Origin of the sequence: Roseibium algae (assembly GCF_037783265.1) — a bacterium.
Classification (GTDB): Bacteria; Pseudomonadota; Alphaproteobacteria; order Rhizobiales; family Stappiaceae; genus Roseibium; species Roseibium algae.
Map to the genome: position 1 here is coordinate 216,452 of NZ_JBAKIA010000005.1, position 17,745 is coordinate 234,196.

The window sequence follows — 17,745 nt, forward strand, 5'->3', positions numbered from 1 at the left end:
TTCTAAAGTCATGCCCAGTCGCGGCATACATATTTGACGTCTGTGAAAGCTTCCACGCCAAGGCGCGATCCCTCACGCTCAAGTCCCGATTGTTTCATGCCGCCAAAGGGGATCGGGGCCCCGGTTACCTTGGTCCGGTTGACCGCCACCATGCCAAACTGAAGAGCACGGCTGGCGCGATAAATGCGGCGCGGATCCTGGGTGTGCAGATAGGCAACGAGGCCATATTCGGTATCATTGGCGCGAGCGAGCACATCTTCCTCGCTGTCAAAGACTGCGATTGCCGCAACCGGACCAAAAGTCTCCTCGTGCATGATCAGGGCGTCGTCGGGCACCTCTGCCAGAACGGTCGGCTCAAAGAACAATGAGCCTTCGCTGCTGCGCTTGCCGCCAGTCAGCAAGCGCGCGCCCTTGGCAAGCGCATCTGCAACGTGCTCTTCCTGCTTGGCTACGGCCTTCTCGTTCATCAATGGACCAAGATCTGGATCATCCAAACCTTTTCCAAGGGTCAGCTTTGCAGCCGCCTTGGTAAAATCTTCGCAGAACTGGCCATAAACGGACCGTTCCACATAGAACCGGTTTGCACCCAGACAATCCTGACCGGATGTGGCGAACTTCGCCTTCAGGGCCTCATGAACGGCCTGGCCCAGATCCGCATCAGCAAACAGAATGAAAGGCGCATGGCCGCCAAGCTCCAGAACAAGGCGTTTGACCGTATCAGCACTTCGTTTGTAAAGCAGCTTGCCGATCTCTGTAGAACCTGTGAAGGAAACGGCCCGCACGCGTTTGTCTTTCAACCAGGGCGCAACGACCACTGGTGCCGCGCCCGTCACCACGTTGAATGCGCCAGCCGGAAAACCGGCCCGCTCGGCCAGCTCGGCAAGAGCCAGAGCTGAATAGGGCGTTTCTGCAGACGGATGAGAAACAACCGTACAGCCTGCGGCAAGTGCTGCCGCGGCCTTACGGGTCAGCATGGCACAGGGGAAGTTCCAGGGTGTGATCAACGCCGCAACGCCGACCGGCTCACGCCAGACCTCAACCTCGGCATCTGGAAGATGAGACGTCACGCTCTCGATGTTCGGGCGCTTGGCTTCCTCGGCATAAAACTCGACAAAAGACGCGCCATAGTCGATCTCACCACGAGCCTCAGAAATTGGCTTGCCCTGTTCCATGACCATGATCCGCGCCAGATCTTCCTTGTGCTCAATCATCAGCTCAAACCAACGCCGCAAGATCACGGACCGCTGTTGCGGTAATAGCTTTGACCAAACACCAAAGGCCTCTTGTGCCGCATCCACCGCCAACGCGCTATCAGCAGAAGACAGGCTTGCGACGTCGCCCAGATGGTTGGCGTCGGCAGGATTATAGACCGTAAAGGTTTCAGCGGATGCGCCCGCAGTCCAGCGCCCCCCCAGATAGGAGAAGCTCCGCAGCAAGGCCGGATCGGACAGGCCCCAGTCAGTTGTCTTGAAACAAGATTGATCGATTGGCATCGAAGCGCTCGCTAAAAATTGCATTGGCTTATGCTAGCGGCACGCGGGAAGAGGAATTCTCTTTTGCCCAGACCTCGGGCAGACGTTTCGTCCAATTTAGGCGCTAAAACCCGTCAGTCCTTCTGCGGCTCAGATGGCCGCAAAACATCGAATGGTGGAACAGGCGAGGTTTTTACAGGCTTTGTCACGATATAGGTGAAATATCGCGCCAGCCCGACATGGCGCGCAAGCAGATCGTCAATGAGACGCTGATAGCTGTCGATGTCTTTGGTCACCACATTCAGAAGATAATCAAACCCGCCGCCCAGCGCCCAGCAAGACGTAATCTCATCGTAGCTCTCAATGGCCTTTTCAAAGATCTGAAAAGTCTCGGCACGGTGGTTCTCAAGCTCCGCCATGACAAACACCGCAACATGAGGCGCTACAAGCCTCAACTCTATGTCTGCGCGGTAGCCGGAAATGATCCCTGCCTTCTCCAAGCGTCGAAGCCGTTCCCAGCAAGGTGTAGCGCTGAGGCTGACTTGTTTTGCCAGGTCAGCTTTTGACATACGCCCCTCCCGCGACAAGGTCGCAAGAATCTTTATGTCACGGTCATCAAGCTTGAGTGAGGTCATCTGTGTCTTTTGAGGCAACACCAAGGGCTTGTCAATTGTAATGATTAAGACCATAATAAATCATGACAATATGGCCTCCAAAACCCGAAGACCTCCATCGACCTGCTTATCGCTCCCTTGCTGATGTCATCACACGCGCCATCAAAGCGGGAGAACTGAATGAAGGCGACCGCCTGCCGACACATCGAGATCTGGCCTTCAAACTGAACCTGAGTGTCCAGACCGTCAGTCGCTCTTATGACGAACTGGTCAGACGCGGTGTTGTTCTCGGCGAAGTGGGGCGCGGAACCTTTGTCCGCTCGCAACGCAGCGATACGCAAACGCCATTTCTTCCGGAAAGCCAGTATGGAGCCATCGTTGATTGCTCAATGCTGAAGCCGGTTTTCGAGGCCCTTCATCTGGATGCCATGCGTGATGGCCTGGCCAAAATGAGTCTGGATTTACCAGCCTCTGCCGCCTCCTCCTTTCGGCCATCCCGCGCGCTTGGAACATATGGCAACACATCTCGAAAATGGCTCGCCCGCTGCGGTTTGGAAACCTCATCAGAAGGCCTGATCCTGACCAACGGAAACACATCAGCGATGACTATCGCGCTGATGACAACTGCAAGCCCTGGCGATCTGATCGTTACCGAAGGCATTGGACATCATGCTCTCAAGCCACTTTGCCGATACCTGGGGCTACGTCTTGCCGGACTGGGCGTTGATGCAGATGGCGTCATCCCTGAGGCCTTTACCCGGATATGTCAGAAAACCAAGGTCTCGGCCCTTTATCTGATGCCCGCAGGCTTGAACCCGAAAGCCTACACAATGTCCCGGGAACGGCGCATCGAACTGGTCAATCTGGCGCGGCGGTTTGACGTTTCGATCATTGAAAACGACGCTTGGGGACCCTTGCAGCCGAACCGAACGGCTCCAATCGCCACGCTTGCCCCTGAGCGTACGTTCTATTTCACCAGCCTGACCAAATGCATCATGCCGGGGCTTCGATTTGGCTATCTCGTTGTGCCTGAAGCTTACGAATCTGCAGCCGAAAACCGACATCTGGTCACCAATTGGATGGCCACATCCCTGATGAGCGAACTGGCCTGCAGATGGATTGAAGACGGCACGGCCGAAGACCTGCTTCAGTGGCAGATGACAGCCCTTGGCGAGCGAAATCAGTTAGCCGCAGACATCCTGTCTGACATTCCGTTCAATGCCAGCGAAAATGGATTACATATCTGGCTCCCGACACCCGAAACATGGAGTGAGGAGGCCTTTGTCGCCCATACACGGCTGAACGGCGTCGCTATAGCGTCCGGATCTTCGTTCAAAATGTCCGATGACGTCAAAGACAGCGGTGCTCGCATCTGCCTGGGTGCTGAAAGCATTGAGTCTCTCAAGCAAGGCTTGATGGTGATCTCGCGCCTTGCACGCAGCAATCCAGAGCCTGCACTCCAAACTTTCTGACACCCCGCATAGAGCCCATTCACCGATGAGACCGCCAATTGTTGTTATTCATCTCGTCTGGTCATATTGTCATGATTTAATATAAATATTGACTCACTATTGTCTCTGTTTAAACCTCCAAAAATCGGCCTGAGACCAAGACCCCAGAGCCGCCATTTTCAGGAGGCTGCAATTGAAACCTTGCCCGGTGTCACTTTCCAAGGAAGCGGTCCAGTTTAACGATGTGGCAGATACTGCCCGTATCGGACTGATTGCACTCGCAACGGATCTGACCAGCGAAGGTGACCTCTACCGGCAGCTGCCTGAGGAAGGCGTCTCGATCCACGTTGCCCGCATTGCTTTCGAGAACCCGATTTCACCTGAACAGCTCCGGACCATGGCGCCGCGCCTCACCGGAACTGCTGGGCTCTTGGCGCCCCTGCAGCCCTTGCGCGCAGTTTGCTACAGCTGCACATCTGCCTCGGTCGTGATCGGGGACGCCGAGGTCCTATCCGCCGTTCAAAAAGCTGTCGGCAATGTCCCGGTGGTCACACCGACCAGCGCAGCCCGTATGGCATTTGCAGCCCTTGATGTGACACGCATCGCCGTTCTCACGCCCTATACCGTTGCCACCAGTCAGACTATGGCCGCCTATTTCACCCAGCACGGCTTTGATATCGCCCGCTTTGACTGCCTTGGGCTGGAAGACGATCGCGACATGGCACTGGTCAGCGATCAGACCATCATCAAAGCCGCAATGGCAGCTGACACTCCGGATGCGGAAGCCCTGTTCATCTCATGCACCGGACTTCCGGCCATTCGCGTGATCGAAGAGCTTGAGCACCACCTCAAGAAGCCCGTTGTCACATCAAACCAAGCCAGCGCATGGGCCATGTCCCGGCTCGCAGGCCTGCATGATCACAAGCCATCACGATACGGCCAATTGTTCAGCTGCCCACCCCCCAAAGACGCTTTCAGCTAAGCAGCGGCCGACGCGAAAACTGCCTGAAAGCAGCAGACTTCACCCCACAAATGCCGGACACAAACGATGCCAGCACTCAGCTTGAATTTCAGCCAGGACGAATACCGGCAGAGGCTGGTGAAGACGCGACGCGCGATGGAAATCGCAGGCGTCGATGTCATTATTGTCTCTGATCCTTCCAACATGGCCTGGCTGACAGGCTACGATGGCTGGTCGTTTTATGTTCATCAGTGCGTTGTGGTGGGCCCGGATGGTGATCCCGTCTGGTTCGGGCGCGGTCAAGACGCAAATGGCGCTAAGCGCACCTCCTATCTGGCTGATGCAAACATCATCGGCTATCCGGACAATTACGTTCAATCAACTGAGCGCCACCCGATGGACTATCTGTCTGCCCGTCTTGCCGACCTTGGCTGGGCAGACAAACGCATCGGCGTCGAGATGGACAATTACTGGTTCTCCGCCGCAGCCTTTGCGTCGTTGCAGAAACACATGTCAAATGCGCAATTCTCGGACGCGACCGCACTGGTCAACTGGCAACGTGCGGTGAAGTCACCGCAGGAGATCGACTACATGCGCAAGGCCGCAAGGGTGGTTGAACGTATGCATGCGGCCATCTTCGAAAAATGCGAGCCGGGATATCGCAAATGCGATCTGGTCGCCGATATCTACAGCGCAGGCCTGCGCTATGACGAAACACTTGGCATTGGCGGAGACTATCCTGCCATTGTTCCCCTGCTCCCGTCAGGAACCGATGCCGCAGCTCCCCATCTGACATGGGATGATCAACCAATGAAAGCTGGCGAAGGCACATTCTTCGAGATCGCCGGGGTCTACAAACGTTATCATTGCCCCCTCTCCCGCACCGTGTTTCTCGGCAAGCCGACACAGGTCTTTCTTGATGCTGAAAAGGCCGTTCTGGAAGGCATGGAAGCAGGCCTGGAAGCTGCCAAGGCTGGCAACCTGTGCGAAGACATTGCCAATGCCTTTTTCACCGTTCTGAAGAAGCATGGAATTTCCAAAGACAACCGCACCGGCTACCCAATCGGCCTGTCCTATCCACCCGACTGGGGCGAACGCACCATGTCATTGCGGCCCGGCGACAAAACGGTTTTGGAAGAAAACATGACCTTCCATTTCATGACCGGCCTGTGGATGGACGACTGGGGATTTGAAATCACCGAAAGCATCGTCATTGGCGCAAATGGCCCCGAGTGCCTGGCAGATGTGCCGCGCCGTCTTCATGTGAAGGATTGACCCAGAATGCCAACCAATCCGATCACGCCGACAATCCCGCTGGACGCAGACGGAGAACATCACGGTTTCTTGCGCCTTCCCTATAGCCGCGATGATTCAGCCTGGGGATCGGTGATGATCCCCATCACCGTGATCAAAAATGGCGATGGGCCAACAGCGCTATTGACCGGAGCCAATCACGGCGATGAATACGAAGGCCCGATTGCCCTGGTTGATCTGGCTCTGACCTTGAAGGCACCAGACATCACCGGGCGCGTGATTATCATTCCCGCCCTAAACTATCCCGCATTCCAGGCAGGTCTGCGGACGTCCCCGATTGATCGTGGCAACATGAACCGGTCGTTCCCCGGCAAGCCGGATGGCACCGTCACGCAGAAAATTGCCGACTATCTCTTCTCGGTGTTGGTGCCTGAGGCTGACGTGGTCTTGGATTTCCACTCCGGCGGAAAGACCCTCGATTTCATACCTTTTGCTTCGGCCCATGTCCTCGACAACAAGGACCAGCAGGCCGCATGTCTTGCAGCGGTAGAAGCCTTCAATGCACCCTACACGGTGATGCTTCTGGAGATCGACAATGTCGGCATGTATGACACTGCCGTCGAAGATCAGGGCAAGGTCTTTGTGACAACCGAACTGGGCGGTGGGGGAACAGCGACCGCAGCCTCAGCCGGGATCGCCAAGAAAGGTGTCCGAAACGTCCTCAAACATGCTGGCATCCTGAAGGGCGACATTGAGAAAAGCCCATCCGTGATACTCGACATGCCTGATGGAGATTGTTTCGTGTTCAGCGAAGACAGCGGCCTGATCGAAACTATGAAAGATCTGGGCGACACGGTTGCCAAGGGAGAGATCGTTGCCCGCGTGTGGCCCGCCGACCGCACGGGCTGCCACCCGACCGACTACAGGGCCAATCGTTCTGGCATTCTCGCCTCCCGGCATTTCCCAGGTCTGGTGAAGGCAGGTGATTGCATCGCCGTCGTCGCAGTTGTCGTCGAGTGATTGCACTGACCTCCCCTTATCTCACTGATTAGAAAAAACCGAAGCAAGGCTGTGCGATTGATTGCTTTACCTAACAGCGTAGTATGGCAAATTGGGCCATCCAATGGAAATGGGTGAGCTGTTCCCGTGACTTAACCGTGTTTTCTGAATCTGCATCTCAGAAACCGATGCGCGAAAGGTTTGAAATGTCCGCCGAAAAAACAGACACACTGATTGTCGGTGGCGGCCAGGCCGGTCTTGCCATGAGCGAGCACCTCAGCAACGCGGGCGTATCTCACCTCGTTCTGGAACGTAACCGGATTGCCGAGCGCTGGCGTTCGGAAAGATGGGACTCCCTGGTCGCCAATGGCCCCGCATGGCACGACCGTTTTCCAACCATGGAATTTTCCGACGTCGATCCCGATGGCTTCGCCTCCAAGGAATCAGTAGCTGATTATTTCTCCGCCTTCGCCGAACTGATCAAATCGCCGATCCGTTGCGGCGTGGAGGTTAAAAAAGCTCAGAAAATCATAGGAAAACCGGGCTTTCGGGTTGAGACCTCAGATGGCCTGATTGAAGCCACCAACATTGTGGCAGCCACCGGACCTTTTCAACGTCCGGTCACTCCAAACGTGGTGCCGGATGATGCAGGCGTCAACCAAATCCATTCCAGCGCCTATCGCAATCCAGAACAATTGCCCGATGGCGCTGTGCTCGTGGTCGGTGCCGGATCTTCCGGCGGACAGATCGCCGATGAACTGCTGCGCGCAGGCAAAACCGTCTATCTATCTGTCGGACCCCATGACCGCCCTCCACGCGGCTATCGCGGGCGAGATTTCTGTTGGTGGCTTGGCGTGCTTGGCAAATGGGACGCCAGCACGCTGACGCCCGGCAAGGAACATGTCACGATTTCAGTCAGCGGCGCGCGCGGCGGTCAAACGGTTGATTTCAGACGTTATGCCTCAAGAGGCATGAACCTCGTTGGCCGAACAGAAGCGTACGAGGACGGTGTCTTGCACTTCGCGCCGGACCTTGTCGACAACCTCGCGCAAGGCGATGCAAACTATCTATCCGTACTGGATGAGGCCGATGCCTATATCGAGCGCAACGGGATAGACCTTCCCCTGGAGCCTCAAGCACGCGATATTGCGCCAGACTCTGATTGCATCACAAATCCGCTTCTGATCTTGAACCTTGCAAAAGCAGGCGTCACCACAATCATTTGGGCGACAGGATTTGCCCTTGATTACAACTGGCTGGACTTCGACCTGTTTGATCAAACCGGCAGACCTCGCCATGAACGCGGTGTGTCGAACGAACCTGGGATCTACTTTCTGGGCTTGCCGTGGCAATCACGTCGAGGCTCCGCCTTCATCTGGGGTGTCTGGCATGACGCCAAATATCTGGCAGACCATATTGTTACCCAGCGCAGCTATCTTGAGCACCACATTTCGGCGCAACGCGCCTCTGGAAACTGAGACCCAACATGGCCCATATCCGCATTAGAAAATTCAACACCTCAGACACGTATCCTGAGCAGAACCTCGACAATGACCTGTGCCAGGCTGTCGTGACAGAAGGTGGCAAAACAGTCTATTTACGCGGCCAATGCCCGCAGAACCTAGATAATGCCAAGAACATCGACAGTCATGACCCGGTCGAGCAGACCCATAAAGTCATGCAGAACATACGTCAGCTGATCCAGGAGGCTGGTGGCGACATGGAGCATCTGGTCAAGGTCGTTGTCTACATTACCGATGTACGCCACCGGGAAGCCGTTTACCGCACCATGGGCGAATACATCAAAGGCGTCTATCCGGTTTCAACCGGTTTGGTGGTCCAGGCGCTCGCAAGACCTGAGTGGCTGGTTGAGATCGACGGAACTGCTGTGATCCCCACATGACTTTTTCCCTCGTTGCCCGCTGCGCCCAGACCGGCATGTTTGGTGTCGCAATTTCGTCTTCCTCCCCAGCAGTTGCGGCGCGATGTTCCTACACACGCGCTGGCGTCGGGGCCGTGGCAAGCCAGAACATCACCGACCCGATCCTGGGGCCTTTCGCTCTGGATCTGATGCAAGGCGGCATGTCCGCTGCCGAGGCAATCGCCGGGGTTCGTGACCAGGGCCGTTTCATCGAATACCGACAGGTTCTGGCCATCGACAAGCATGGCAATACCGCGATTCATTCCGGGCCGCATTCGCTGGGCATCTGGACAGATGCACGCGGCACCGATGTGATCTCGGCGGGAAATCTCCTGGCAAACGAAGGCGTGCCGCGGGCCATCGTCGACGGATTTACCGCCTCGGCCGGACATCTGGGTGATCGGTTGATTGAAGCGATGCGCGCTGGCCTTGCAGCTGGCGGTGAGGCCGGGCCTGTTCATTCAGCAGGCATCCAGCTTTCCGACAAGGTTGGTTGGCCTGTGGCTGACCTTCGTTGCGACTGGACTGAAGAGTGCCCGATTGAAACAGTCGCGAAGGCCTGGGACGTCTATAAACCCCAACTGGATGCCTACGTGCAACGAGCGCTCGACCCACGCGAGGCTCCTTCCTATGGCGTACCCGGCGACGCCTGAGATAAGCGCCTTAGAAAACCCCAAGCCCTCTGGGTCGCAACCAAAACTTGATCCAAGGGTACATATCGGCGTAGCTAGATCATGCCTCGACGCTTTACGTTCAGACAGTTGGAATATCTGGTTGCCGTCGGTGACGCTGGAACCATTGCACGCGCCTCGCAAAGGATCAGCGTGTCGTCGCCGTCCATCTCCGCTGCAATCAGCCAGTTGGAAACTGAATTCGGCATCCAGCTGTTCGTTCGCCACCATGCACAAGGCCTGTCACTCACCCCCGGCGGACGGCGTATATTCAATGAAGCCAAACGCATACTAGATAGCGCGGATGCCCTAATCGATCTGGCTGGCGACTTATCGGACAAAGCACGCGGGCCAATTGGTATCGGCGCTTTGACAACAATTGCACCGCTGATCAGCGCCTCGATACGCCGTTCGTTCGAGACCAATTACCCCGATGCCGACGTCACCCTGCGCGAGGGGCATCAAGTCGATCTTCTGAGAATGTTGGGGCGCGCCGAAATTGACGTCGCCATCACATATGACCTCGAAATTCCGAAAGACATTTCATTTGAGCCGCTCGCCTCATTACCGCCCTACGTAATGCTGCCTGAAGGGCATCCGTTGGCTGCAAAAGACCACTTCACCCTGCAAGACCTGGCAACTGAGCCGATGATCCTGCTGGATATCCCCTTGAGCCGCGATTATTTCCTGTCGATGCTTCAAGTCGCCGGAATACGCCCAATCATAGCTGAGCGGACGTCAGATTTATCCGTCGCCCGCAGTCTGGTCGCCAATGGGTTCGGCTTTGGTCTGATCAACATGCGCACAAAAACCAACCTCGCGCCAGACGGAGAAAAACTGGTGTTTATCCCTTTGGCAGGCGAACATCGCCCGATGGTTCTTGGGCTTGCCACCAAAACAACAGACCACCGCTCACGCATCGTCGCTGCGTTTCATGATCACGTGCAAACACGGGTGAACAACAGCGACCTGCCATGGCTCCCTAAAGATAAGTAGAGATCTGGATAGAGACATCCCAATATATCTACGGCTGCAATTTCAAGAAATATTTCCAAGGTCGACTTCCGGAACGAAAACGATATTCTGACTCGGCATATCGCCTTTGCTGACAGCAGCCTCCAGCACCAGCTGGGCCGCGATCCTGCCAATTTCGTTTCGTTGAGTGCGCGATGTCGCAATGCGCCCCGGGAATCCATCGGCAACATCAAGGCCATTAAAGCCAGCCAGCGCCAACTGGTCAGGCACTGAAATGCCCGCATCTATGCAGTGAAACAACCCTCCGACCGCAACGTCATCATTTGAAAAATACAGACAATCAAGGTCTGGCTGTTGTTTGAGGACAGCAGCCGTTCTCTCCCGCCCCTTGGGAATGGAGGATAGACCTTCTGCAATGCTGCTGGCCAGAAATTCCAATCCGTGTCGCTTCAAAGCGGCTTCAAAACCAAACCGGCGTTTCGCTGCACGCTTATCCAGCTCCAGGCCACATCCGATATAGCCGAACCGCCTGAAGCCCACCTCAATCAACGCCTCCGCAATGGCGCCTCCGGCTTGCTGATGAGAAAAACCAACACAAGAATCCACCGGATCACCATCATTGTCCATGATCTGAACCACAGGGATATCGGCATTTTCCAACAGCCGCCGCGTTGCTGGAGCCTGATCCAGCCCGGTCACAATCAATCCAGCCGGTCGCCAGGACAACATGCTGCGGATGATGTCATATTCCTTTTCCTCGCTGTAATCCGTCACGCCGAAAACCGGACGAATCCCACTGCCCGCAATCCCATCGGAGATCCCCGAAAGCACCTGAGCGAACACGACATTGCTCAAATTGGGCACAACAGCCCCAATCAGCTCGGATCGCTGACTGGAAAGAGAAGCGGCAAGGTGATTACCGACATAGCCAAGGTCTTGAGCCGCGCGACGCACAATTTCAACACTGGAAGCCGACACGTCCTTGGCACCACGAAGGGCTCTGGACGCCGTCATTTTGCTGACATTTGCTGCTGCGGCAACATCCGCAAGGGTCGTTTTTTTCTTCATTTGTCTCGCATTCTGGCCGCCCGGTTGGTTTGTTTCCAACTCTTGTTGATACGCCTCACTTTGCCCAATAAATGGTCAGTGAGAGTCGTTCAGCAGCAGCAGCAAATCATATTGACAGTGGCTCGGACTACTTGCTACTGGTATCGATACCGGTATCGATACCACCCAATAGTGGTGGTGGACGGGCGTCCATGTCAACCATGGATGCGTCTCACCTGAAGCAGCTCTTCGGGAGAGATGGGAGATTTTTAGATACATGGCCGTTTGCGCGGTCAAGGGAGGAACGAGCATGATCAAGATTTTCAAAACCTCAATCGTTGGAGGCCTTGCGGTCGCTGCCAGCCTGATGGGCCCGGCTGCCCATGCACAGGACTATCAGTGGACATTCCAGACGTCGGCTCAGGCGGGAGACAACTTCTTCCCGATCCAGCAAGAATGGGCCGAGCGCGTCAAGGTCATGACCGACGGACGCATCGACATCACAGTGGTTCCAGTTGGCACAGTCGTTGCGCACAATGAAACACTAGATGCAGTCGGTGCTGGCATTCTTCAGGGCCACATCACCGATCCATCCTACTTCTCTGGCAAGGATCCGGCATTCGCAATGCTGGGCAACCTGGTCGGCGCATGGTCCGCTCCGCAGCAGATGTTCAACTACATGAACTATGGCGGCGGCAAGGAACTCTTCAACGAGCTGGTCAACCCATACGGCCTTGAGTTCCTGGGAGCTTCCGCCACCGGTGTTGAGGCCTTCCTCTCCACCAAGCCAATCAACGGCGTTGAAGACCTCAAGGGCATCAAGATGCGTGCTCCTGAAGGCATGGTTCAGGAAGTCTTTGCAGCCGCGGGCGCAGCGCCTGTGAACCTTCCAGGTTCTGAAGTCTACACAGCTCTTGAAAAAGGCGTGATTGACGCAGCCGATTACACCGTGTTTTCGACCAACCACATCCAGGGCATGCATAAGTTTGCCAAGTATCCGCTGTACCCTGGCTTCCACTCCATGCCTGTCATTGACGTATCGATGAACAAGGAAATCTATGATGGTCTGCCAGCAGATCTGAAAGAAATCCTGGCTGTATCAGTTCGTGATTTCGCGCAGGACATGGTTGCACGTCTGGAAGCGGCCAACCTGATTGCCGTGGCTGAAGCAACTGCTGATCCCGACATCACCATCATCAATTGGTCGGATGAAGAGCGCGCCAAGTTCCGCGCCATTGCTCAAACACAGTGGGCAAACTGGGCAACCCGTTCAGACATGGCTGGCAAGGCCTATGAAAGCGTAACCGCTTACCTGATCGGCGCAGGTCTCCTGGCTAAAAAGTAAGGCGTTCTGCCTTTCGGGAGGGGCCAAACACGGCCCCTCCCATAAAAAATTAAAATGATTTCCCGTGGGAGGGGTTTAAAATGGGGTCGACTGCAGCCGCAGACGCAGAGATGAACGAACAGCTGGAGGCCCTGAAAAGGCTTCATGACGAGGACACCGCTGGCGCGCAAACACCGCTGGACCGTGGCATCCTCAAGTTCGGTGGAACTGTCAGCTTTTTGTTCGCCATTGCGACCGTCATTTCCCTTTATGAAATTGTTGCAAGATATGCCTTCAACGCACCAACCATCTGGGTGCATGAAAGCGTCATTGCACTGATCGCGGTCTGCTATCTCTATGGTGGCATGCAATGTTTCGCCGCGGACAAGCACATTCGGATCGGCTTGATCTATTTCGGCACCACTGGCGGAACCCGCCGCCTTCTTGACATCGTCAATTCGGTTCTGGCTTTGGTTTTCGCCATCGCAATTGCCTATGCCGCCTTCACCATGGTGGAAAAATCATGGTGGACTCCTCAAGGTGACTTTAGGCTTGAAAAATCCGGTTCCGCCTGGAACCCGATCACACCAGCCCTCATCAAGATGGCCCTGCTGATCACATCCGTGGTTCTGGCCATGCAGTCACTTGGTCATACCTGGACCGCTTACAAAGGTACCGGCTTCCGTCAGAGCGCTGCAGAGCGCCCAAGCCTGACAAGCATTATCGGCATCACGATTGTATTTGCGCTTTTGCTGACTGGTGGGGCCGTCCTCTTCACCTATGGCAGAAGCCTAGGCATTCAAACCGGATCCATGATGCTGATCGGCAGCATTATGCTGATGATCCTGACCGGAATTCCGCTGGCTTTTGTGACAGGCCTGATCGCCATCTTGTTCACCCTTGCCTGGTTCGGCCCGATGGGCGTTCCTCTGGTGTCCAGCCGTATCTACAGTTTCGTCAATGAATATGTCCTCGTAGCGGTCCCGATGTTCGTGCTGATGGCATCCCTGCTGGATCGCTCCGGCATGGCACGTGATCTCTATGACGCCATGCGCCTTCTTTCCGGACGGATCAAAGGCGGCGTCGCGATCCAGACGTTGATCGCAGCTGTTTTCCTGGCTGCCATCTCAGGCATCATCGGCGGGGAAATCGTCCTCCTTGGCCTCATCGCCCTGCCCCAGATGCTGCGCCTTGGCTACAACCGCGCACTGGCCATCGGCACAGTGTGCGCCGGCGGTTCGCTGGGAACCATGATTCCACCATCCATTGTCCTGATCGTTTATGGACTGACTGCCAGTGTTTCCATCGGCGACCTGTTTCTGGCAACCGTAATTCCTGGTCTGATGTTGGCCGGTTTTTATGTCGCTTATATCTATATCCGGTGCTCTCTTGATCCCACGATGGGACCACCGATCTCCAATGACGAACTGGACATGCCGCTCAAGGAAAAGTTGAAAACCCTGAAGGGTGTCATCTTGCCGGTCGGTGTTGCAGCGCTTGTTCTTGGCTCCATTTATGGCGGCGTTGCCTCGGTAACAGAAGCTGCGGCCATGGGCGTTGTCGGCGTGTTTCTGTCGGCTCTCATTAGGCGCGAACTGTCCTTCAAGTTGATCAAGGACAGCCTGAACCAGACCCTTGAAACCTGCGGCATGATCATCTGGATTGGCCTTGGAGCAGCTGCTCTGGTGGGTGTCTACAATCTGATGGGCGGCAACCGTTTCATCGAGAGCACCATCCTGGATAGCGGCGCATCACCGATGGTCATCATCCTGATCATGATGGCAATCCTGATCGTGCTGGGCCTGTTCATGGACTGGATCGGCATTGCGCTTCTGACCATGCCAATTTTCGTACCTATCGTGGTCAAGCTGGGCATGGATCCGGTTTGGTTCGGCATCCTGTTCGCCATGAACATGCAAGTCAGTTACCTGTCGCCGCCATTTGGTCCGGCAGCCTTCTATCTGAAATCCGTGGCCCCGAGCGATATGAGTCTGTCGGAAATATTCCGCGCCCTCGTTCCGTTCATCTGCATTCAGTTGGTCGCTCTGGCTATCGTCTTGCTCTTCCCGCAAGTCGCACTTTGGCTCCCACAGGCGATGAACTAACGAAAAAACATACGTCCTGAACGAAACGACGAGCAATGCCAGTTCGTGTTGAGAGAACATGAACTGGCATTGCTCAAGATCAAAAGAGAAGAGCAAGAACATGCAAGTTGCCGCCATTGGTTTGGGATCTATGGGTTACGGAATGGCGGCATCTGCCCTCAGAGCTGGCCACACAGTCTGGGGCTTTGACGTCAACTCCGCCCAGAAAGACAAGTTCCGTGCAGACGGTGGAGCAGATGGCTCCCTTGCAGACATCGCAGGAAGTCTTGATGCAGCCATGGTCGTGGTTCTGAACGCCGCCCAAACCGAAAACGTTCTGTTTGGCGACAATGGTATCGTGCCGAAAATGAAGCCCGGCTCTGTGGTTCTGGCCTGCGCCACCGTCGCACCGGAGTTTGCCCGTACAATGGCCAGCCGCTGTGCCGAAAGCAGCGTTCTTTACCTGGACGCCCCGATTTCCGGCGGCGCCACAAAGGCTGCCGAGGGACGATTGTCCATCATGGCTTCTGGAAACACAGAGAGTTTTGCAGCAGCCCGCCCGCTTCTTGATGCCATCGCAGAGACAGTCTTCGAATTGGGAACAGCTGCAGGCGCAGGCTCTGCCATGAAAGCCGTCAACCAGCTGCTGGCAGGTGTCCACATCGCCGCCATGGCCGAGGCCATGACTTTCGGCATGACACAAGGTGTTGATGCTGAGACATTCCTCGATGTCATTCCGAAATGCGCTGGCACGTCCTGGATGTTGGAGAACCGCGCGCCGCATATTGCCAAGGGCGACTACACGCCGCTCAGCTCGGTCAATATCTGGCCCAAGGATCTTGGCATTGTGCTCGATATCGCCCGTAACGCAGACTTTAATGCGCCGATCACAACAGCTGCACTTCAGCAATTCAAGGCAGCAGCCGATATGGGCCTTGGCGGGGAAGATGACGCCGCCGTAGCCAAAGTCTATGCACGTGGAGCTGGTCTGACCCTTCCAGGCGAAAGCTGATTAACTGCCATCATTGAGCGAAACGACGACAAAGGAAAACGGCAATGACGACCGTTCTCGGCTGCATTGCCGATGATTTCACCGGCGCAACGGATCTGGCAGGCATTCTGGCCCGCAGTGGTGTCAAGGTTTCACTTCGCATTGGTGTCCCGACATCGCCGCCGACAGAGACCGCAGCCTTCGAGGTCATCGCCTTGAAATGCCGCACCTCACCGCTCGCCGATGCCATAGCCGAGTGCCGTGCGGCTCTTGAATGGCTTCAGGCCGCTGGCGCGCAGAGATTCTTCTGGAAATATTGCTCGACCTTTGACTGCACAGCCGAAGGCAACATCGGACCGGTCGCAGAAGCCTTGATGGCTGATCTTGGAACAAACCAGACAATCTACTGCCCGGCCTTTCCAGAAAATGGTCGTTCAATTTTCATGGGGAACCTGTTCGTCGGGCAACAGTTGCTGGCCGAAAGCCCAATGAAAGACCATCCGCTGACCCCCATGCGCGACAGCAATCTGATGCGCCTGCTTGAACCCCAGGTCTCATACCCTGTTGGCCTTGCAGACAGACTTTCAGTTGCTCAAGGCGCGTCTTTCCTGCGCGCCAAACTCGACCAACTTCAATCGCAAGGCGTTGCCCATGTTGTCGTGGATGCGGTTGCCAATTCCGATCTGGAAATCATAGCAGAAGCCTGCCGTGACATGCCTCTCCTGACCGGGGGCAGTGCCCTCGCCATGCCTCTGCCTGCGCTTTATGTCGGGGATGGAACGCTGGCAGCAGATACACCGCGCACGCCTGCTCCGAAATTGTCCGCAGGCACCATCGTCTTGTCCGGCAGCTGCTCTAAAATGACATTGGCCCAGGTCGACGCTTATCTGTCGACCGGTGCGCCATCTTATCAGCTGGACCCATTGGATCTTGCGGAAAACGGCGTCCAACAAGCAATGGAATGGCTGGCGGCCCAAGACCTCGGCAAAGCCCCCCTCATCTATGCGTCCGCAGACCCAGCCAGCGTCCGGCAGGCACAGCACAAACTGGGCGTTGCCAAAGCCGGAGCCATCGTCGAAGACACGCTGGCGCAACTGGCAACAGCAGCACGCGAAGCCGGTGCACGTCGTTTTGTTGTCGCAGGCGGAGAAACCTCAGGAGCTGTCACCAAAGCACTGGGCGTTGCTCAATTGACTATAGGCGCGGAGATTGCACCCGGTGTGCCCTGGACATTCTGCACCTCCGCTGGCCATGACATCGCGTTGACTCTGAAGTCCGGCAACTTCGGAGCCGAAAGCTTCTTCTCTGATGCCTTAAGCAAGCTGGAGCCAGCATGAGCCAGGAAGCGCAGCTTCGCGAACAGATCTGCAGCCTTGCCAAGTCCCTGTTCGACCGGGGCTTGACCGGCGGTTCAACCGGAAATATTTCTGCACGAACAGAAGATGGCGGGCTATTGGTCTCGCCGACGGGAACGTCGTTTGGCAGACTGGATCCGGGCCGTCTCAGCCGCTTTGACAACAAGGGCACGTTGATTGGAGGCGACAAGCCAACCAAGGAAATGCCTCTGCACAGCGCCTTTTACGACACGCGATCAACCGCTGGCGCGGTGGTGCATCTGCATGCCTGCCACTCAGTGGCGCTGTCCATGATGCCTGATGTCGACCCAGACAACTTCCTGCCACCCCTGACACCTTATGCCATCATGAAACTGGGCAAGGTCAAGCTTTTGCCGTTCTTCTTGCCAGGGGACGCAGCCATGGGCGAAGCCGTGCGTGGCCTTGCCGGAAAGCGCTCAGCTGTGATGCTGGCCAACCACGGCCCGGTCGTTGCCGCCAAGGATGTCGAGGCTGCCTGTAATGCAGTGGAAGAACTCGAAGACACGGCCAGACTGGCAATGCTGACCAGAGGGCACAGTCCTCGCCAACTTTCAGAAAGCCAAATCAAGGCTCTCGTGACCCAATTCAACATCGAGTGGGATTGA

Annotated in this window: 16 protein-coding genes; 13 read left to right on the forward strand and 3 right to left on the reverse strand. The window is 55.9% G+C overall.

Going from position 1 to position 17,745, the window contains the following annotated elements; genetic code table 11:
• Nucleotides 1-8: 8 nt before the first annotated feature.
• Nucleotides 9-1,493 carry an NAD-dependent succinate-semialdehyde dehydrogenase gene (locus V6575_RS09920; protein WP_340274150.1) on the reverse strand — a complete coding sequence of 495 codons (1,485 nt, stop codon included), beginning with the start codon at nucleotides 1,491-1,493 and terminating at the stop codon, nucleotides 9-11.
• Nucleotides 1,494-1,606: 113 nt separating this feature from the next.
• Nucleotides 1,607-2,107 (reverse strand): Lrp/AsnC family transcriptional regulator, encoded by a 501-nt coding sequence (locus tag V6575_RS09925; protein ID WP_340274151.1) that lies wholly within the window; start codon nucleotides 2,105-2,107, stop codon nucleotides 1,607-1,609.
• A 62-nt stretch (nucleotides 2,108-2,169) separates the two neighbouring features.
• Here V6575_RS09925 and ehuR point away from each other — a divergent pair, with 62 nt between their 5' ends.
• From ehuR to V6575_RS09965, 8 genes are all read left to right on the forward strand, one after another.
• On the forward strand, nucleotides 2,170-3,558 hold the full coding sequence (ehuR, locus tag V6575_RS09930; RefSeq protein WP_340274152.1) for a MocR-like ectoine utilization transcription factor EhuR: 1,389 nt from the start codon (nucleotides 2,170-2,172) through the stop codon (nucleotides 3,556-3,558).
• A 172-nt stretch (nucleotides 3,559-3,730) separates the two neighbouring features.
• On the forward strand, nucleotides 3,731-4,519 hold the full coding sequence (locus tag V6575_RS09935) for an aspartate racemase/maleate isomerase family protein (RefSeq protein ID WP_340274153.1): 789 nt from the start codon (nucleotides 3,731-3,733) through the stop codon (nucleotides 4,517-4,519).
• A 66-nt stretch (nucleotides 4,520-4,585) separates the two neighbouring features.
• Complete coding sequence (gene doeA, locus V6575_RS09940; protein WP_340274154.1) at nucleotides 4,586-5,773, forward strand: ectoine hydrolase DoeA; 1,188 nt, start codon at nucleotides 4,586-4,588, stop codon at nucleotides 5,771-5,773.
• 6 nt (nucleotides 5,774-5,779) lie between these two features.
• Complete coding sequence (gene doeB / locus V6575_RS09945) at nucleotides 5,780-6,772, forward strand: N(2)-acetyl-L-2,4-diaminobutanoate deacetylase DoeB (protein ID WP_340274156.1); 993 nt, start codon at nucleotides 5,780-5,782, stop codon at nucleotides 6,770-6,772.
• A gap of 185 nt (nucleotides 6,773-6,957) precedes the next feature.
• Nucleotides 6,958-8,229: a flavin-containing monooxygenase gene (locus V6575_RS09950; protein ID WP_340274157.1), complete on the forward strand. Its 1,272-nt coding sequence runs from the start codon at nucleotides 6,958-6,960 to the stop codon at nucleotides 8,227-8,229.
• Between the two features lie 8 nt (nucleotides 8,230-8,237).
• The gene (locus V6575_RS09955; protein WP_340274159.1) at nucleotides 8,238-8,654 is read left to right on the forward strand and encodes a RidA family protein; all 417 of its coding nucleotides are present in this window, start codon (nucleotides 8,238-8,240) and stop codon (nucleotides 8,652-8,654) included.
• On the forward strand, nucleotides 8,651-9,325 hold the full coding sequence (locus V6575_RS09960) for a DUF1028 domain-containing protein (protein ID WP_340274160.1): 675 nt from the start codon (nucleotides 8,651-8,653) through the stop codon (nucleotides 9,323-9,325). Before V6575_RS09955 ends, V6575_RS09960 begins: the two co-directional genes overlap by 4 nt.
• A gap of 81 nt (nucleotides 9,326-9,406) precedes the next feature.
• The gene (locus V6575_RS09965) at nucleotides 9,407-10,339 is read left to right on the forward strand and encodes a LysR substrate-binding domain-containing protein (protein ID WP_340274161.1); all 933 of its coding nucleotides are present in this window, start codon (nucleotides 9,407-9,409) and stop codon (nucleotides 10,337-10,339) included.
• 42 nt (nucleotides 10,340-10,381) lie between these two features.
• Here V6575_RS09965 and V6575_RS09970 read toward each other — a convergent pair whose 3' ends face one another.
• Complete coding sequence (locus V6575_RS09970; RefSeq protein WP_340274162.1) at nucleotides 10,382-11,386, reverse strand: LacI family DNA-binding transcriptional regulator; 1,005 nt, start codon at nucleotides 11,384-11,386, stop codon at nucleotides 10,382-10,384.
• A 289-nt stretch (nucleotides 11,387-11,675) separates the two neighbouring features.
• Here V6575_RS09970 and V6575_RS09975 point away from each other — a divergent pair, with 289 nt between their 5' ends.
• The 5 genes from V6575_RS09975 (at nucleotide 11,676) to otnC (ending at nucleotide 17,745) form a co-directional block, all read left to right on the forward strand.
• Complete coding sequence (locus V6575_RS09975; RefSeq protein WP_340274163.1) at nucleotides 11,676-12,710, forward strand: TRAP transporter substrate-binding protein; 1,035 nt, start codon at nucleotides 11,676-11,678, stop codon at nucleotides 12,708-12,710.
• Nucleotides 12,711-12,790: 80 nt separating this feature from the next.
• Nucleotides 12,791-14,794 (forward strand): TRAP transporter large permease subunit, encoded by a 2,004-nt coding sequence (locus V6575_RS09980; RefSeq protein ID WP_340274164.1) that lies wholly within the window; start codon nucleotides 12,791-12,793, stop codon nucleotides 14,792-14,794.
• Nucleotides 14,795-14,894: 100 nt separating this feature from the next.
• Nucleotides 14,895-15,785 carry an L-threonate dehydrogenase gene (ltnD, locus tag V6575_RS09985; RefSeq protein WP_340274165.1) on the forward strand — a complete coding sequence of 297 codons (891 nt, stop codon included), beginning with the start codon at nucleotides 14,895-14,897 and terminating at the stop codon, nucleotides 15,783-15,785.
• Nucleotides 15,786-15,829: 44 nt separating this feature from the next.
• Nucleotides 15,830-17,101 (forward strand): 3-oxo-tetronate kinase, encoded by a 1,272-nt coding sequence (gene otnK / locus V6575_RS09990; protein WP_340274166.1) that lies wholly within the window; start codon nucleotides 15,830-15,832, stop codon nucleotides 17,099-17,101.
• Nucleotides 17,098-17,745: a 3-oxo-tetronate 4-phosphate decarboxylase gene (gene otnC / locus V6575_RS09995; protein ID WP_340274167.1), complete on the forward strand. Its 648-nt coding sequence runs from the start codon at nucleotides 17,098-17,100 to the stop codon at nucleotides 17,743-17,745. Before otnK ends, otnC begins: the two co-directional genes overlap by 4 nt.

Excerpts from the sequence above, each read along its gene's own strand:
- V6575_RS09960 (WP_340274160.1), top strand. The coding sequence starts at position 8,651 with ATGACTTTTTCCCTCGTTGCCCGCTGCGCCCAGACCGGCATGTTTGGT.
- V6575_RS09980 (WP_340274164.1), top strand. The coding sequence starts at position 12,791 with ATGGGGTCGACTGCAGCCGCAGACGCAGAGATGAACGAACAGCTGGAG.
- otnC (WP_340274167.1), top strand. The coding sequence starts at position 17,098 with ATGAGCCAGGAAGCGCAGCTTCGCGAACAGATCTGCAGCCTTGCCAAG.
- ehuR (WP_340274152.1), top strand. The coding sequence starts at position 2,170 with ATGACAATATGGCCTCCAAAACCCGAAGACCTCCATCGACCTGCTTAT.
- V6575_RS09925 (WP_340274151.1), bottom strand. The coding sequence starts at position 2,107 with ATGACCTCACTCAAGCTTGATGACCGTGACATAAAGATTCTTGCGACC.
- V6575_RS09950 (WP_340274157.1), top strand. The coding sequence starts at position 6,958 with ATGTCCGCCGAAAAAACAGACACACTGATTGTCGGTGGCGGCCAGGCC.
- doeB (WP_340274156.1), top strand. The coding sequence starts at position 5,780 with ATGCCAACCAATCCGATCACGCCGACAATCCCGCTGGACGCAGACGGA.
- V6575_RS09965 (WP_340274161.1), top strand. The coding sequence starts at position 9,407 with ATGCCTCGACGCTTTACGTTCAGACAGTTGGAATATCTGGTTGCCGTC.
- V6575_RS09955 (WP_340274159.1), top strand. The coding sequence starts at position 8,238 with ATGGCCCATATCCGCATTAGAAAATTCAACACCTCAGACACGTATCCT.
- otnK (WP_340274166.1), top strand. The coding sequence starts at position 15,830 with ATGACGACCGTTCTCGGCTGCATTGCCGATGATTTCACCGGCGCAACG.
- ltnD (WP_340274165.1), top strand. The coding sequence starts at position 14,895 with ATGCAAGTTGCCGCCATTGGTTTGGGATCTATGGGTTACGGAATGGCG.
- V6575_RS09920 (WP_340274150.1), bottom strand. The coding sequence starts at position 1,493 with ATGCCAATCGATCAATCTTGTTTCAAGACAACTGACTGGGGCCTGTCC.
- V6575_RS09975 (WP_340274163.1), top strand. The coding sequence starts at position 11,676 with ATGATCAAGATTTTCAAAACCTCAATCGTTGGAGGCCTTGCGGTCGCT.
- V6575_RS09970 (WP_340274162.1), bottom strand. The coding sequence starts at position 11,386 with ATGAAGAAAAAAACGACCCTTGCGGATGTTGCCGCAGCAGCAAATGTC.
- doeA (WP_340274154.1), top strand. The coding sequence starts at position 4,586 with ATGCCAGCACTCAGCTTGAATTTCAGCCAGGACGAATACCGGCAGAGG.